The sequence below is a fragment of the Bacillus sp. LQ16 genome, assembly GCF_057784645.1.
This window is the reverse complement of record NZ_CM173491.1, coordinates 2288397-2305987: the sequence shown is the minus strand read 5'-3', so window position 1 is coordinate 2305987 and position 17591 is coordinate 2288397. Positions and strand designations below refer to the sequence as shown.

Here is a 17591-nt window from a genome sequence, read left to right as displayed (position 1 = left end):
TTTGTTACAGCACCTGTGCTGTTTGTGAAGATAGTAAGCTGTACCAACCTGCAACAGTTGGACGTTCTGCTAAATCTGCAAACGTGATTTCTTTCCCTTCACGACGCCACTTCTCTACTAAACTCATAATTCTGACCGAATCAAGCCCTCTATTTAATAAGTCCTCATCAATATCAATACTCTCTACTGACTCACGAAGTAGTTGTGCAACTAGTTCATGTACTTGCTGTATAGTGATTCCTTCACTCTCATCACCTTTTACACTTTGTAAATCTTTTAACAGTAGGTTTGTTGATGTCGTTACTGCGCATCTATTAGATGCATACTCCAATGCTTGTTTATGATGCTCTAGTGAAAAATCAGCAACTGCATCTGCTACAAAGAACGGCTCTATACCATCCATAAATGCTTCACAAGCTGTTAAAAGGCATCCAATATGCGCATAAATACCGCAAATAATGAGTTGATCTCTTCCTTGTTCATTTAAAATTTCTAATAGATTTGTCTTTTTAAATGCACTATATCTCCATTTTGTTAGGAATATATCATCCTCATCAGGAGTAAGTTCATCAACAATTTTCTTTTTATCTGGTCCAGCAGGAATACCGTCACCCCAAAAGTCTTGTAATAAACCTCTTTGTTCTAACGTTTGTCCACCAGGTTGCGCTGTATAAACAACTGGTATACCAAGTTGTTTACATTTTTCTCTTATCATTTTAATATTTGAAATAAGTTCTACTTTTGGTGATTCTTTATCGCTATATGCATCAAGAAAATATTCTTGCATGTCATGAATTAAAAGTACTGCACGTTTCGGGTCTGGTGTCCAATTCACTTTATTTTTTGGTAGTTCTGATTCAATTGGCATTTTATATACTGAAATAGATGGGATAGCCATCTAATCACTTCCTTCCGGTTTTTATTATTGTTTTACTGTAATAAGTTTTTCAGCAATGACTTTACGTAGTTCTTTTTTGCTGACTTTTCCGACTCCTGTTTGCGGGAATGATTCAATAAATTCAATTCGATCTGGAATTTTATAAGCCGCTATACCACGTTCTCTTAAAAACATTTTTAATTCACTTACTGCCGGAACTTGTTCGCGAGCTATAACAAAAGCACAGGTGCGTTCACCTAAATAATCGTCAGGCATAGATACAATTGCTACGTCATGGACCGCATCGTGTGCTAATAAATGATTTTCAACTTCTTCCGCAGCAACTTTCTCACCACCACGGTTAATTTGATCTTTATCTCTTCCTTCTACAATGATGTATCCTTGTTCATTTACTTTTACAAGATCACCTGTGCGATAAAACCCATCCTTTGTAAATGATCGTGCATTATGCTCTTCAGCTTTATAGTAACCACGAATTGTATATGGACCTCTTGTTAATAAACTACCTACTTCGCCAGGTTGTACATCGTTGTCATTTTCATCAACAACTCGTACTTCATCGAGTGCAGACATTGGTCTACCTTGTGTATGAATAATAATTTCTTCCGGATCGTCTAATCTTGTATAGTTCACTAATCCTTCCGCCATACCGAATACTTGCTGTAACGTACATCCAAATGTAGGGCGTATACGTCTTGCAACCTCAGCGCTAAACTTAGCACCACCTACTTGAATAACCTCTAGGCTCGATAAATCGGTATTACGAGAAGATGCAGCATCAAGCCAAATCATTGCTAATGGCGGAACGAGCGCTGTAATTGTAACTTTTTCTTTTTCAATAAGAGCAAATGCCTCATCTGGACTACCACCAGTTGCCAATACCACTTTTCCACCCGCATAGAAAGTTCCAAATGTCCCTGGAGAACTCATTGGGTAATTGTGTGCTACCGGAAGAACTGCCATATAGACGCTTTCTGCATTCAAATTACAAATTTCAGCGCTTACACGTAAACTATAAATATAGTCATCATGTGTTCTAGGAATTAATTTAGAAAGACCTGTTGTCCCTCCTGATAATTGGAGAAATGCAACATCACTTGGCTGAACTTCTGGTAATGAGACGGGATCCATATACAGATCATTTATGTTCACAAACTCTTCTTCTTCCCCCACTACAATTACACGTTGTAAAGTTGGCACTTTCTCTTTCACTTCTCTTGCTAGTTTTCGATAATCAAAACCGAGAGCCTTATCTGAAATAACGTAAGCGCTCGCCTCGCCAAACTCACAAAAATAACTAATTTCACTGCTTCGATGTGAAGGTAGTGCGAAGACAGGAAGCGCTCCAATTCGAAATAGTGCAAAACATATTTCGAAAAACTCGATAATGTTAGGTAACTGGATTACAACTCTGTCCTCTTTCTTTATTCCTAAATTCAGTAAACCTGCTGCTAAACGATCTGCATTTTTATCAAGTTCACTATATGTTATATGCTTCTTACCACTTACAACCGCGATTCGATCTCCATATTTCTCAGCCCGCTCTCTTAATACTCCTCCAAATGTTTCACCAAGCCAACATCCTTCTTCTCGATAATGATCGGCAAATTCTTTTGGCCATTCTGTATAACCTACTAGCATTCTTTCTTCCCCCTATTTTTCATTAAGTGAACTATCTCTTAACCCTAAAGCTTTTAGCATTGTTTGGAACTTAGCTGATGTTTCTGCTAACTCATCTTCTGGTTTTGACTCAGCAACAACTCCAGCTCCTGCATATAAACGCAGTGTATTTTCTTGTACTTCAGCACAACGAATTGTAACAATCCATTCTCCATCTCCATTTAAATCGCTCCATCCTAGCATTCCTGTAAAGAACTCGCGGTCAAATGGCTCAATATGCTGTATAGCCTCTCTTGCTTTTTCCATCGGAGTTCCGCAAACTGCTGGCGTAGGATGAAGGGCAATTGCTAATTGTAAAGAAGAAGTATTTGGATCCTTCAGTTCACCTTTCACTTCTGTAGACAAATGCCACATCGCTTCACTATGAATAACTGATGGCTTTTCTGGAACATGTAATGTATGACAATACGGACGAAGTGCAGCGGCAACCGCTTCAACTACTACCGCATGTTCATGTAAATCTTTTGGAGAAGAAAGTAATTCCTCTGCCCTTCTTTTATCTTCTACTGGGTCCTCACTACGTGGCCTTGAACCAGCTAACGGATTAGAAATAACTTGCATACCATTACGTGAAACAAGCAATTCAGGACTTGCTCCAATTAGCGTCTTACTGTTCTCTTTTTCATCTTTCGGTAAATTCACAGCAAATGTATAACCATGCTTATTATGTTCTGCTAATTCTCGCAGAAGTTTTTGCTTATCAATCTTTTCGGAAGATTTAACATCTAACGATCTAGATAGAACGATTTTCTTTAAATCACCGTCCTGTATTTTTTTAATTCCTTGCTTCACACCATTCATATAAACTTCAGGGTCTGGTACTGGCGTCATTTCAAATGTTACGTTCTCATTTGTTTCAAGCTGATTTGTTGTATCCAATTGTAAACGCTCAGAAATTCTACTATATTCTGGTACGATAAGTTGGACTTCTTTTCTACGATCAAATGGCAAAGCACCCACAACGATAGGATTTGGATTTCCAGCTTGTTTCGCATTACTTAATGTCGCTTGCACAAGCTCTGGGAAATTTTCAATTTCACGATGCTTTACTGTAGTAAACTCTCCTTCTGCTAATATAGTTCGAGTTGGTGAAGCAAAAAAGAATGAAGATTCAGTCTTATAATCTTCTAAAAGTTTTTCTGACAATTCCTTTACAGCTATATGTTCATTCATAATATAATAACCTCCTGAATTTTTATTAAACTCCTAACGTAGCACCGCCATCGACACATAAATTGTGCATTGTAATATGACTTGCTCTATCTGAGGCTAAAAATAACACTGCTTCAGCAACTTCTGAAGGTTGTGCAATTTTTTGTAATGGAATTCCGAGTCTATATGTATTTTGAGAACCAGCAATTATATTTTTAGCTCCATTCTCATCAGCCCATAGTAATCTTTGCATCTCAGTTTCAGTAGAACCTGGAGAAACTAAGTTGCAGCGTATATTGTATGCCGCAAGCTCTAGTCCTAAACATTTCATAAACATCGTCGTTGCAGCCTTTGACGCAGCATACGCAGCCATCTCCATTCTCGGCGTATTTGCCGCATTTGAACCGACTGTAACAATTGCCCCTGATTTTCTTAACATCATATTTTTACTTACCGCTCGGGACATATTGAAAACCCCTGTAGTATTTACAGAGAATGTTTTATTCCAATCTTCATCACTTAACGAATGAATTGGTCCCATACGCAAAATCCCTGCAACGTTTACTAAAATATCTATTGGCGCTATTTCATTTGCAATATGATTTACCATATCTTCAACAGCAGCGCTATTACTCACATCTAAACTAAACGTTTTCATACGTGTTTTATTTAATTCATTTTGATTTAAGAGTACATTTAACCCCTCTTCATTTTGATCAACCGCAATAACTGTGGCTCCTCTTTCTAAAAACATTTTGGCAACAACACTGCCTATGCCTTGTGCTGCACCTGTTACTAAAACTGTTTGCCCATCAAATTCCCCTAAGTTCATTTTCTCTATCCTTTCACATAAACATTAATTTCATTAAGCAACATCAACGATATTGATTTTCATTATCAGTTATGTTGTAAAAAATAATACACTTACTAAACTAATTGGTCAAGTGCGCATTACTTTAAAATCCATTTTATTGATAATGTTTTTCATTTACTATCTTACACCGAAATGATAATGTTTCTCAATAAACTTGTCAATCTTTTTTTATTTTTCAGATAAAGCATTTTAATGCTTCTTAATAAAATCATACCTAAACGCATTAAATGTACTTATATTATAAATAAAATTCAAACTCCTCTTTTTAAAATTGAAGAAGATAAACTAGAGATACGTTCATTTACAATGCTTTATGAAAAACTCAAGTATATATTTTCTCAATATTTTTCTGAAAATATATCTTACAAATACTAATGAATGTCTTCTTTATCATTTAAGATTTAATATATATTTCGAATACGATGTATCAATTCATTATATTCCAATATATTCCAAATGGGTATCCCAATCACTTTTACATCTATAAAAATCCCAAAAGTAATTTAACCTTGTTAAAATAACTCATAAAAAAAGCATCCTAATTAATAGAATAGGATGCTTTTTCGTAATCATAGTGTTATAGAAGATTTGTATACTTATGCTACGCTGCGATACTCTTCTTCTTGTTCTTTTTTCTGTTTAGGTGCTTGAATTAAAATTGCGATAATGAATGACACGACACATAATACACCGATCACCATGAACGTTGGTTTGAATCCACCTAGAAGTGCACCGATAAAGGAACCTGCAAGCGCCCCAAATCCAAATCCTTGATACACAATTCCGTAGTTCTTACTATGGTTTTTCATACCGAAGAAATCACCAACAATAGCTGGGAAAATAGTGATATTTCCACCAAAGCAAAACGCTACACTTGCTACACATACGAAGTAAATACCATAATTTAAATCTACAAAACTTAGAACTAAGACTGAACTCGCCATAACAACAAAAGTAACAGTAACGATTTTTAAACGCCCAATTTTATCCGATAACGGTCCTAAAATGATACGACCTAATGTATTGAAGATTGCAACCATAGCCACCGCATTAGCTGCTGTTGCTGCGCTAAGCCCTACAAGTTGAACACCAATGTCTTTTACCATACCAATTAAGTATAAGCCACTCATACATGATGTAAATAACATGATAAATAATAAGTATACTTGTTTTGTGCCTAACATTTCTTTCGTTGTGTATTCCTTAGTTTTTGTTTCATGAACTGCTCCTTGATCTGCAGCTTGATGGATTAAACAAGCACCAATTACAATCATAGTTGTAACAATTAAACCCCAGTATATAAATGCTTGCGATACACCAACTGATTCAATCAACTGTGCGTTAACGTATTTAAAGATTAAGCTACCTGAACCATATGCAGAGACAGAAATACCAGCAATTAAACCTTTACGCTCTGGAAACCACTTTATTAAATTTGATAGTGAAGTGATATATGCTGTACCATCTGCATAACCTACAACAACTCCTGCTAGTACATAAAGTAATATTAATGAGGACGCTTGTGAGCTAAGTATTAACCCTAGTCCTAATGCTAATCCAGCTATCATAATAAGTTTACGAAGTCCCCATTTTTCTTGCAATTTACTCGCAAATAAAGTTGAAAATGCTAAAGAAAGACTAGTAATTGAAAAAGTTATCGCAACAGCGTTAAGGCTCCAACCGTATTTACTAACTAAAGGCTGATTGAATAAACTCCATGTATATATCGTCCCAAGCCCCATTTGTACTATGACTGTGCCAAGGACAACAAACCATGGATTAACAGTTGATTTTTTCATATCTTTCCGCCTCCTCTTTCTATTTCAATGCTATTCGCTAAATTTACTTTTTTTATGTTCATTTTGGTCACCTCTTTTGATTTGACACCTTCATTGTATAAGATGTTTCTGTTTATGTAAGCACTTACAAGATAGAGCGTCAAAAACATGGAATCAGTTACAAAAAACGAAGGATGAAATACAAAAAACTACTGATTAAATACAATAGAAAAATTTTTTATACTTCGATTCACCTTATTTTTTATAAAATCACAAATTTTTTTCCAATAAATAAAACTAAATATTCACTAATATATCTATCCGTGGTTTAATATATATAATAAAAAAATATTTCTGTCTTTAATGAGGAGGTACTATGAAAGCAAACGTAGGGGATACTATACTTTTTCAACGAAACAATTTAAAGATTACAGGATCTGTACTAAAACTTTATACTGAATCGGTCTTAGTTGAAATTACAAATGTAAGCGGTGGTACTTTTGAATTTGATCGAACAATTGTAAATCATAAAAACTATAAAGTTTTAAATACAAATACATAAAACAACACAAAATAGCCCCTGCTAAACAGCAGGGGCTATTTTATATAAAAATATTTCACTAGTTTATATACCCTAAAACATTAACAATCTTACTCGCTTTTAAATTGTTAATATGATAATAAATTTCTAAACCTCTTCTCTCTGCTCGTAACACTTTACCCTTCATTTTTGATAAATGTTGTGAAACAGTAGATTGCGGGATGTTCAGTAACTCTGTTAATTGTGTTACATTACAAGTTTTTCTTGTACTTAATTCATTTACAATTTGCAGTCGGATTGGATGCGCCATAATTTTTAAAATATCTACATCTTCTTCTGAAACTAAAGTTTTTTTCATTTCACTTGTATATGTTGTCATAAGACATTCCCCTTTTATATGAATTCCATTTTTATAAGATCTATTTCCAAAATTTTTAAAACCCTCGATTAAAACTTTCATATAGAAATAAAAGGATTTTAAATTTTTGAAAACAGAACTTACATTCACTTTATTTATTTGGTACATATACATAATACAATGTTAATATGTGCTCTATGTGAAGTTCGCATAAATTTGTGATGAAGATTTATTTAGCCACTCGCATCCTACTCATCTAATTATCCACTACATAAAATCATCAGTTATTTTAACATATTTTAGGCGTTTGTATATACTATTTATAAAACAACTTTTATAAAGGGGGATTCATATGCCTACAGCGTTACAAGAAGAAGTCGAAGAAGCACGGGAAACATATGTCAGTCGTATCATCTTAGTTGGAGGATCCGCTTTATTTTTAGTAGGCGGGGTTATATCGGCAATTTCAGCTTTTAAAGCTTATAATCGGTTGGAGAATACGCCGCCTTCTACAGATAATTCATAGATATTTTATAAAATAAAACGTCGCCTCCAATATGAAGAGACGACGTTTTATGATTCATACATATGACACTAAAAGTATCGATAGATTCCCTACTCCATTTTCTAAGCTTACTTCACCACAAACCTAGTCTGACTACACCCATCCTTCTGCTTCGTTACTTCTAATACAGCCGGCATTGCGTTTTTCAACTCTTGTACGTGTGAAATGACACCGATAAATCGTCCTGATTTTTGTAAGTCAATTAAGGCGTCTACAGCTTTTGTTAATGACTCCTCATCTAATGAGCCGAATCCTTCATCAATAAACATCGTTTCGATGGAAATACCACCTTCATACGCTTGAATGACGTCTGCCATTCCAAGAGCTAAGCAAAGTGATGCATTAAATTTCTCTCCGCCGGATAATGTTTTTACATCGCGCGTTTGGCCAGTGTATGCATCGTACACATCTAAGCCTAATCCACTTTGACGGTTTCTTTTTTCAACTCGTTCACTTCGTTTTAAATAAAATTGTCCATTTGATAATTTACGTAGTCGTTCGTTTGCGATTTGAACGATTTGTTCTAAATACTCAATTAAGATGTAACGTTCAAATGATATACGACTTTCGTTATCACCTTTCATTACTTCATATAAATCAACAAGTTCTTGGAAGGCTTTTTCTTCCTCGTGAATTTGTTCGTCAATACGTTTAATGTTTTCATGTAAATCAGAAATATATGTTACCGCATTTTGCGCACGTTGACGTTTTTCTTTAATTATATCGAGATTAATTTCTAGTTCTTTTATGTGTTCACCTAAAGATGTAATATCCATATACTCTTTATCTTTTAATTCTGAGCTTAGCTCTTCAATTTGTTTTGCAAGCACTTCAAGAGATGAATAATAACCTTGAATTTCTTTCTGTAACATCTCCATCTTGGCATCGCTTAATTTGGCTTCTTTATACGTGAATTGATCTGTAAATCCGCTTTGTTCTAGCTCTTTCATAAAGCGTGCGAAAGTCTCTTCTTTCTTCAATTTTGCACTTTCAAATTGATTAGAAGCACCTTTCTGTTCTGCTTGAATACGTATATTTTCATTTTGCCAATGTTGATACGCTTCCTGCACTTTCTTCCATTCGTCCTCCATTAACCTAAGTTCGTGCATAGCTTGGTCAAACTGTGCTTTCCAAGCTTGTACTGTTTGCAAGTTTTCTGGAATATTTCGTTTATCATGTTCATATGACGTACGTAGTTGCATGCACTCCATTTCTGTACGGTGCTGCATTGTTTCTACTTCCCGTTTTTGTTTCTGAAGTTCTTCTATTTTTTCTTCTACGCTTTTCATGTTCGCAGCAATCTGCTTACGAGTTTCTTCACTTGCTTTTAACGTATTAACGTCTGCAGCTAATTGTTTTCCTTTTTGAACAAGTGCACTATATGTTTCAACTAATTTTTCGGAGTTATACCCACGCTTCACAACTTCTTCTATCACTTGTTCATATTGTAGTCGATAAAAATTCCATTTCTCCTCTACTTGCACATGTAATTTTTCAGCAATGTTCTTCTTATCTCTTAAATCGTTTAACTCTTTTTCATCGATCGCATTACTTTGCTCTGTAGCTTTTTGCGGATGATTCGTACTACCACATACCGGACAAGATGCACCGTCATGTAAATGAAGAGCTAATATACCAGCTTGTTCACTTAACCAGCGGCGCTCCATGTTTTCATATGCACGAACTGCCACTTGCATTTTATTATTTGCCGCTTCTTTTTCTTGCTCGAATTTTTGTTTTTCTTGCCAAACATCATATGCTTGCTTTAAAACTTTTGCATCTTCTCGCATATTCGTTAGTTCTTCTACTTTAGCTACATATTGCTCAAGTGCTTGTTCTAATTGCTGCAATTCATCAGACATTTTCTGTTTTTGGTTTGTATGCTCTTCTAGTTGTTGATCTAACTTTTGCATACTTTCTTTTAATTTCCCTATTTGAATTTCGGCATTTTGTAAATTCAGCTTTCTCTCAGCTAATGATTCAATAATCGCTTGTAACTCTTCTAATCTTTGAACAAGTTTTTTAGCCTCTTCTCGCTCAGCTTCTTTATTCTTTACTACTTCATACTTCTCCTGAGCAAGTTCAAAGCTGTTCATTATCTGTTCTTGTTTGACGATTATCTGTTTTAACAAACTTTCAGCTTTCTGCTCATTTTGCATCGCTTCTTCATACCATTGTTCAAATGGTAATAAGCGCTTTGCTTGTTCCGCACGTTTAAAGGATTTTTCTTTCCTTTCAATTGCTGCACGGTTCTCTTGTAAAGTGTTATATTTCTCATTCTTTTGTTGTAAATCTATAAATTTCTCATTTACAGATTTTGCTGCATGAAAACGTGTTTCTGCATCCTTTAATTGCTTCGTTTGAGCATCTTGTTCTACTTGTAATTGCTCAACCTCTGCCTTATACACTGTTGTTTCTTGTTCTAACGCTTCTACTACTTGATGCGTATTTACATGTTCTTGTGCCGCTAATGTCTCTAATAATGCTCCATCACGGATTGGTAATTTAAAAACATTACGGAAATAGAGCTCTCTCTCTTTTTGTTTTTCTTGTAAAACATCTTTCCATTGTTTTCTCTTTTGATCAAGTAACTCACGCATTAATTTATAACGATCCGTTTTAAAAATACGACGTAAAATCTCTTCTTTGTTTTCCGTCTCAGATGTTAATAGTTTTCGGAATTCACCTTGTGGTAACATAACAATTTGACTAAATTGATGTTTACTTAACCCAATTAAATCTTCCACTTTTTTGTTTACGTCTGTTACATGAAAACGATCGACGGCTGGAACGTTTTCTCCATCAATAACTTCATATAATTCTACTGCATGTCCTGTAATGGTCTTATTCCCTTGTTTTTTATGTCCAAGTTGTCTTTTTATTTCATAGCGTTTCCCTTTTAATTGAAAGGTTAGTTCTACACTTGTATAAACATCATCATCAGCAAATTGACTTCGAAGCATGCTCGTATCACTACGTTCTTCTCCACTAGCCTCACCATATAACACATAACAAATCGCATCAAAAATCGTTGTTTTTCCAGCTCCCGTATTCCCAGAAATAGCGAAAATACGATGTTCTCCAAGATCTTCAAAATCGATTACTTCTTTCTGTTTATATGGCCCGAATGCTGTCATAATAAGCTGAATCGGTCTCATCCTCGTTCACCTTCCCGTTCTTGCACTGTTTGTAATACATCTATAAATAGGCGTTCTTTCTCTTCTGATAAATCTAACCCTTTCATTTCTTTATAGAAAGCCTTTAAAAGAGATAAATCATCCATTTTATGTCTTGAAACCGTTACTTCATTTGTATCTGTGAGTTCTCGCCTTTGCATCGCTCTTTCAACGTGCATTGCATTTGGATATACAGATCGTATTTTCTCCATTGGCTGTAAGACAGGGTTTTCATCTAATAATTTTACAAATACGTAATCTTCACTTACTGGGTGCTGTAATAATTCATCTATTTTCGCTTCTACTGTTCGCATTTTACGACGTGGTGAAAGTAACCTTTTTTCAATTGCTACTTCACCAGTTTCATTCAGTTCTACAATGTAATAACCTTTTTTATGTTTCTCTTCAGAAATTGAATAGGCAAGTGGTGAACCTGAATATCGAATGGTCTCATTACGTACGAAATGCGCTTGATGTAAATGTCCAAGCGCTGTGTAATGAAACTTATCAAAATAATGACTATTTACATATTCAGCACCACCAATTGAAAGTGGTCGTTCTGCATCACTTGTATTCTCCTCCGCTTCTCCTGAAGAAGTTACAAATGCATGTCCAACAAATACATGTCTAGCTTCTTTATCCATTGTTTCAGAGAGCTCATTCATAAAAATGCGCATCGCATCATCATGAGAACGTACGTCTTCATTTTTCAACACGTGTCTAACTATGCTTGGGTCTGCATACGGTATTAGATGGAAGTGAACCTCTCCATATTCATCATTTAGTACAACAGGTTCATACGGGAATTGAAATTGGCCTGCAATATGTAATCCCTGTTTTTTCATTAAACTACTCCCAAAATGGATACGATCCGGACTATCATGATTACCAGCTACTGCAATAACTGGTGTTTGTAAATCAATAACTATTTTTTGCAGCACATCATTTAATAAGTCTACTGCTTCTGTAGGTGGAATTGCTCGGTCATATAAATCCCCTGCAATAATTACAGCATCTGGTTTTTCTTCTTCAACAGCCTGTACAAACTGATCTAATACAATCTTTTGGTCTTCAGTCATATACACGCCATGAACAAGCTTACCTAAATGCCAATCCGCTGTATGAAATAACTTCATATTTTTCTACTCCTTTTAATTTACTGATTTTAGTGAAACGAGTTGATAGTTTATTGTAGTTTTTCCGTTCTCCCACTCTAGCTTCAATATCGTTGCACTTCCAATTCTTTCTTCATTTGATTTATATAAAGGCAATATTTCTTGAATTGTAAATAAGTGATAACCATCCAATATTAATTGAAATATATTTTCTTCAATATGTAATCTTACTTCTTTTTCATTTGAAATAATTTTTGTGTGCATCTCAAATTTCATGATAGATACAACCCCTTTTTATAATCTCTACATTTTAATAGTATAGTGGCTATGCAAGATTGACAAGTACATACACAGCAAAGTACACACTTTTCTATTGTTATATGTTTTATGTATTTTATATAAAGTACGGTATGTGAAATTTTATATTTTCTCCAAAATAAAAATGCCTATTGTGACATCTTTATTTTTGTATAAAGTCTTTCATTACATAATATAAAACGGTAATTAAAACGATTGCGACGAAAAATGAGAACACTGCGACAATGTACCCATCTTTATTTAATAAAATACAGAATGAAATAGATATTATAAAAATCGGAAATACGAGACGTACTTTATCCTTCACTTCTTCTGTCGTATCTGTATGATGAAAATACTGCGTTATCCCTATCATTAAAGAAGACAAAATAATAACCGACAATAGTAAAGGTCCTGGCATTCCGATTTCTCCTTTCTCTATTTCTAATTCAGTGCAAAATTTCTTATTACAATTGTACGATTCATTTTTTCTTCAAACACTCTTTTTAGAATTGATAATGAACAATTCACACCTATATAATAGCGCTTTTATCATTATAACTTCAAATAATTACACTTACAGTAATGTTGTAATATTCCCCCTCAGTCTCTGAAATCCTGCAAAGATAACTCGTCAAAATATGCGGTGACCAAATTAATATTTACCGTCAACTTTTGACAAAATTTATAAAGGACATTTCAGTACATATCAAGAATTAAGAATAAGAAGATATGTAAGGGAGGATGCATTATGACTGAACACGTTTTATTTTCTGTTAGCGAAAACGGCGTTGCAACAATTACTTTAAACCGTCCAAAAGCACTTAATTCTTTATCTTATGACATGTTACAACCTATCGGACAAAAACTTAAAGAGTGGGAACACGATGAGCGTATTGCACTTATCGTGTTAAAAGGAGCTGGCACAAAAGGTTTTTGTGCAGGTGGCGACATTAAAACTCTTTATGAAGCGCGTTCCAATGAAGTGGCATTGCAACATGCAGAACGTTTTTTTGAAGAAGAGTATGAAATTGATACATATATTTATCAATATACAAAACCGATTATTGCTTGTTTAGATGGAATTGTAATGGGCGGTGGTGTCGGTCTTACAAATGGTGCGAAGTATCGCATTGTAACTGAACGTACGAAATGGGCAATGCCAGAGATGAATATCGGCTTCTTCCCAGACGTCGGAGCTGCATATTTCTTAAATAAAGCACCTGGATATACAGGACGCTTCGTTGCTTTAACAGCATCTATTTTAAAAGCTTCTGACGTATTATTTATTAATGCTGCTGATTACTTTATGACATCTGATTCATTACCAGAGTTTCTTACTGAACTTGAAAGTGTAAATTGGCATAAAGAAGATGATGTACATACTAATTTAAAAGAAGTTATTCGTACATTCGCAACTGCTCCAAACTTAGAAAGCGAGCTGACTCCTTCATTAGAAGTAATTAATTCACATTTTGCTTACGATACAATTGAAGAAATCATCCATTCATTGGAGAAAGATGAAAGCTCCTTTGCTCTAAAAACGAAAGAAACACTGTTATCAAAATCACCTATTTCACTAAAAGTAACATTAAAACAGTTTATTGATGGACAAGATAAATCCGTTGAAGAATGTTTCGCTACGGACCTTATACTTGCTAAAAACTTCATGAGACATGAAGATTTCTTCGAAGGAGTACGCTCCGTTGTCGTTGATAAAGATCAAAATCCGAATTATAAATATAAACAGTTAAGTGACGTTTCAGAAGAAGATGTGAATCGTTTCTTTAATTTACTTAATGCATAAAATGAAACTGTAATGAGTGGGTGTTTTGTTCATCCCCCACCTAACTTCTTTGCTTCAGCTAAATCTTGTGCGGTGGAAATCTTACTACTCGCAAATAGCGGGATAAAATCGAGGCTATATAGTAGTGAAATTACAGCTACTATATAGCCTTTTTTTATTTAATAATTTTTAATAAAATTTAATTTTATTAAATCCATTTTTGTGCTACACTGATTTTAATCAAATATTCCAAAAATAAAAAGGAGGGGCGGCTATGATAGAAAATTATCTTCTTTTCATCATTATGTCTATTTGCCTTATCATTTTACCTGGTCCAGATACAGCAATGGCTACGAAAAACACATTGGTTGCTGGTAAAGTCGGTGGAGTGAAAACAGTGTTTGGTACATGTATTGCACTATTAATTCATACTTTAGCTGCTGTAATTGGTCTTTCTGCACTTATTGTAAAGTCAGCTCTTTTATTTTCTATTTTCAAGTACGTTGGGGCTCTCTATTTAATATATATCGGTATTAAAGCCCTTTTAGCAGTAAGAAACAAAGAAAACTTAGATACAAATGATCTATCTTTGAATAATGAAAACGAACATACTTCTTGCTTTCGCCAAGGATTTCTTACAAATTTATTAAATCCTAAAGTTGCAGTCTTCTTTTTAACTTTTTTACCGCAATTTTTAAATCCAAATCATAATACATTTATTCAACTTCTTGTAATGGGCCTTACTTACCTCGTTTTAACAGTCATTTGGTTTGCATTTTATATATTTTTAATTGATAAAATTAGTGCTTTTATGAAAAAACCAAAGACGCAACGTTATATTCAAGGGCTAACAGGAGTCGTCCTAATTGGATTTGGTATTAAACTAGCTTTTGAAAAAAATAATTAACAAGATGAAAACCACCACCACTATTAATAGTGGTGGTGGTTTTCATTTAATAGCTGATTTAGCTGTTTACTCTATATTAAAACCAGCGCTCAGTTACAACTTTTTTACGTGTATAGAATTGAACGCCATCTGTACCATTTGTACCTAAATCACCAAAGAATGAAGCTTTATTTCCTGCAAATGCGAAGAATGCCATTGGTGCTGGAACGTTTACATTTACACCGATCATACCAGCATCGATGTTATCACGGAATGTTTGTGCATGTTTACCATTTGACGTATAAATAACCGCACCGTTTGCAAATTTAGATTGATTTGTTAGTTTAATACCTTCTTCTAAATCTTTAACACGTACAATGCTTAATACTGGAGCAAAAATTTCATCTTGCCAAATTTTCATTTCTTGATTCACGCCATCAAAGATTGTCGCACCTACAAAGTAACCTTCTCCAACTTCTTCATTAATTTTACGGCCATCTACTAATAAAGTTGCCCCATCTGCTACACCGCTATTAATATAGCCTAAAACGCGCTCTTTATGAGATTCACGGATTAATGGTCCAACATAGTTATCTTCGTTAAAGCCATCGCCTACTTTTAATTTTTTCGTTTCTGCTACTAATACATCAATGAATTCATCAGCAATTTCATCCACTACTGCTACTACTGAGCATGCCATACAGCGCTCTCCACTACTTGCAAATGCAGATCCAATTACACCTTGTACTGTTTTCTCAAGATTGCAATCTGGCATTACAATTGCATGGTTTTTCGCACCTGCTAACGCTTGTACACGTTTTCCGTGTTTCGTACCTGTTTCATATACGTAACGAGCTACCGGCTCAGAGCCAACGAACGAAACAGCTTGAATATCTTTATTTTCTAAAATGCTATTTACAACATCTTTTCCGCCTTGTACTAAATTTAATACGCCTTTTGGGAAACCTGCTTCATAGAATAATTCTACAAGTCGCTCCGCTAAAAGTGGCGTTCTTTCCGATGTTTTTAATACGAATGTATTACCGCAAGCAATTGCAAGTGGGAACATCCATAATGGAATCATCATTGGGAAGTTGAACGGTGTAATACCAGCAACAACTCCGATTGGGTAGCGCCAAATTGATCCATCAATTCCGCTAGCAATATTCGGAAGCGCTTGTCCCATCATTAAATTAGGTGCCGATGTTGCAAGTTCTACCGCTTCAATACCACGCTGTACTTCACCTGTTGCATCCGTTAGCGTCTTACCATTTTCTAGCGTAATGATTTTTGCAAGCTCATCTTTGTTTTCTTGTAATAGCTGTAAATATTTATATAAATTTCTTGAACGATTCGGAACTGGTACTTTAGACCATGTTTCGAATGCTGCTTTTGCCGCTTCAACAGCTTTTTCAACATCCTCTTTTGGAGATAGTGGAACGTAAGCGATAATTTTTCCAGTCGCTGGATTTGGAACTGCTTCTACTTCCGTACCTGTCGATTCAACCCACTCACCGTTAATGTGATTTTTCACTCTTTTAATTTCAGTTGTAATCATTGTATTCTCTCCTTTTTTATGATGTTTATAAGTCTATTATTTGTGATTAGAAATTAATTGTTCACTAACTTTCTTATATAAAGCAGCCATATCGTTTTCACCATACCCAGCTTCACTTGCTTCTTCATATACGTTTAATAGCATTTCGCTTACTGGTAAGTGAAGTTCACTTTCTTTCGCTAAATCTACTGCAAACCCCAAATCTTTCTTTAGTAAATTCACAGTAAAACCTGGCTCATAGTTTTCTGATGCAATGAAACTTTTATAATTGCGCTCATAAATTCTACTCTGACCATAACTTACATTTAAAATATCAAACATTTTATCTAAATCCATATTGTTCTTTTTCGCTAATGTTAAGGCTTCACTCACACCAGCTGTATAAAAACCAATTAATAGGTTATTAATTAATTTAACTGTTGTACCACTATCAATTTGCTCACTAACATGGAAAATGTTCGCACCTAGTACAGTCATGATAGATTCCGCTTTCTCATATACCTCTTTTGATCCACCAACCATAAACGTTAATGTACGGTTTTCAGCTCCAATTACACCGCCGCTCACAGGTGCTGCTAAAAAGTCTACTTTCTTTTCCTTTGCAGCTTCCTCTAACTGTTTGTTTAACTGTGGAGATACAGTACTTGTATCTATTAAAACTATATTCGAGTGACTATTTTCAAATAATCCTTCTTCTCCAAAATATACTGCTTCAACAGCCCGAGGTGAAGGTAAACTTGTAAAAATTACATCGCATGTTTCTGCTAGTTTTAAGATTGATAAGCCAATAATTCCTCCTTCTTTTTCAAAGGAAGCTTCAGCATCTTTATTTAAATCCACACCATATACTGTGTAATTTGATTTAACTAAATTTTTAGACATCGGAAGACCCATGTTACCTAAACCGATAAAACCAATCTTTTTCAT

General features: G+C 34.7%; 16 protein-coding genes. 4 read left to right on the top strand and 12 right to left on the bottom strand.

Annotation, left to right across the window (positions count from 1 at the left end; genetic code table 11):
* Positions 1–4: 4 nt before the first annotated feature.
* The 5 genes from AC3EMB_RS11620 to AC3EMB_RS11600 form a co-directional block, all read right to left on the bottom strand.
* Positions 5–898: an isochorismatase family protein gene (locus AC3EMB_RS11620; RefSeq protein ID WP_016512869.1), complete on the bottom strand. Its 894-nt coding sequence runs from the start codon at positions 896–898 to the stop codon at positions 5–7.
* 24 nt (positions 899–922) lie between these two features.
* The gene (locus tag AC3EMB_RS11615) at positions 923–2539 is read right to left on the bottom strand and encodes a (2,3-dihydroxybenzoyl)adenylate synthase (RefSeq protein ID WP_053564561.1); all 1617 of its coding nucleotides are present in this window, start codon (positions 2537–2539) and stop codon (positions 923–925) included.
* Between the two features lie 12 nt (positions 2540–2551).
* Positions 2552–3751, bottom strand: coding sequence for an isochorismate synthase DhbC (dhbC, locus tag AC3EMB_RS11610; protein WP_001002071.1), 1200 nt, complete (start codon positions 3749–3751; stop codon positions 2552–2554).
* A 25-nt stretch (positions 3752–3776) separates the two neighbouring features.
* Complete coding sequence (gene dhbA / locus AC3EMB_RS11605; protein WP_423098927.1) at positions 3777–4562, bottom strand: 2,3-dihydro-2,3-dihydroxybenzoate dehydrogenase; 786 nt, start codon at positions 4560–4562, stop codon at positions 3777–3779.
* A 638-nt stretch (positions 4563–5200) separates the two neighbouring features.
* Complete coding sequence (locus AC3EMB_RS11600) at positions 5201–6403, bottom strand: L-lactate MFS transporter (RefSeq protein ID WP_157418121.1); 1203 nt, start codon at positions 6401–6403, stop codon at positions 5201–5203.
* 355 nt (positions 6404–6758) lie between these two features.
* On the opposite strand from AC3EMB_RS11600, the gene AC3EMB_RS11595 reads away from it, so the two are divergent.
* A complete protein-coding gene (locus AC3EMB_RS11595; protein ID WP_000646793.1) occupies positions 6759–6944 on the top strand; it encodes a YkvS family protein in 186 nt (61 codons plus the stop codon).
* A gap of 58 nt (positions 6945–7002) precedes the next feature.
* Here the strand turns inward: AC3EMB_RS11595 and AC3EMB_RS11590 are convergent, their stop codons facing one another.
* Positions 7003–7302 (bottom strand): ArsR/SmtB family transcription factor, encoded by a 300-nt coding sequence (locus AC3EMB_RS11590; protein WP_000214794.1) that lies wholly within the window; start codon positions 7300–7302, stop codon positions 7003–7005.
* A gap of 331 nt (positions 7303–7633) precedes the next feature.
* On the opposite strand from AC3EMB_RS11590, the gene AC3EMB_RS11585 reads away from it, so the two are divergent.
* On the top strand, positions 7634–7807 hold the full coding sequence (locus AC3EMB_RS11585) for a hypothetical protein (protein WP_016081721.1): 174 nt from the start codon (positions 7634–7636) through the stop codon (positions 7805–7807).
* 107 nt (positions 7808–7914) lie between these two features.
* Here AC3EMB_RS11585 and AC3EMB_RS11580 read toward each other — a convergent pair whose 3' ends face one another.
* From AC3EMB_RS11580 to AC3EMB_RS11565, 4 genes are all read right to left on the bottom strand, one after another.
* Positions 7915–11004: an AAA family ATPase gene (locus AC3EMB_RS11580; protein WP_488517694.1), complete on the bottom strand. Its 3090-nt coding sequence runs from the start codon at positions 11002–11004 to the stop codon at positions 7915–7917.
* Positions 11001–12158 carry an exonuclease SbcCD subunit D gene (locus tag AC3EMB_RS11575; RefSeq protein ID WP_089170944.1) on the bottom strand — a complete coding sequence of 386 codons (1158 nt, stop codon included), beginning with the start codon at positions 12156–12158 and terminating at the stop codon, positions 11001–11003. Before AC3EMB_RS11575 ends, AC3EMB_RS11580 begins: the two co-directional genes overlap by 4 nt.
* Positions 12159–12173: 15 nt before the next feature.
* Positions 12174–12413 (bottom strand): DUF2584 family protein, encoded by a 240-nt coding sequence (locus AC3EMB_RS11570; protein ID WP_000667344.1) that lies wholly within the window; start codon positions 12411–12413, stop codon positions 12174–12176.
* A 184-nt stretch (positions 12414–12597) separates the two neighbouring features.
* The gene (locus AC3EMB_RS11565; protein WP_001119409.1) at positions 12598–12855 is read right to left on the bottom strand and encodes a hypothetical protein; all 258 of its coding nucleotides are present in this window, start codon (positions 12853–12855) and stop codon (positions 12598–12600) included.
* 330 nt (positions 12856–13185) lie between these two features.
* Here AC3EMB_RS11565 and AC3EMB_RS11560 point away from each other — a divergent pair, with 330 nt between their 5' ends.
* Positions 13186–14241 carry an enoyl-CoA hydratase/isomerase family protein gene (locus tag AC3EMB_RS11560; RefSeq protein WP_074047299.1) on the top strand — a complete coding sequence of 352 codons (1056 nt, stop codon included), beginning with the start codon at positions 13186–13188 and terminating at the stop codon, positions 14239–14241.
* Positions 14242–14494: 253 nt separating this feature from the next.
* Positions 14495–15127 carry a LysE family translocator gene (locus AC3EMB_RS11555; RefSeq protein ID WP_000572360.1) on the top strand — a complete coding sequence of 211 codons (633 nt, stop codon included), beginning with the start codon at positions 14495–14497 and terminating at the stop codon, positions 15125–15127.
* Between the two features lie 76 nt (positions 15128–15203).
* Here the strand turns inward: AC3EMB_RS11555 and AC3EMB_RS11550 are convergent, their stop codons facing one another.
* Together AC3EMB_RS11550 and AC3EMB_RS11545 are read right to left on the bottom strand one after the other, a co-directional pair.
* The gene (locus tag AC3EMB_RS11550; protein WP_000633339.1) at positions 15204–16664 is read right to left on the bottom strand and encodes a CoA-acylating methylmalonate-semialdehyde dehydrogenase; all 1461 of its coding nucleotides are present in this window, start codon (positions 16662–16664) and stop codon (positions 15204–15206) included.
* A 36-nt stretch (positions 16665–16700) separates the two neighbouring features.
* Positions 16701–17591 (bottom strand): NAD(P)-dependent oxidoreductase, encoded by an 891-nt coding sequence (locus AC3EMB_RS11545; RefSeq protein WP_098126133.1) that lies wholly within the window; start codon positions 17589–17591, stop codon positions 16701–16703.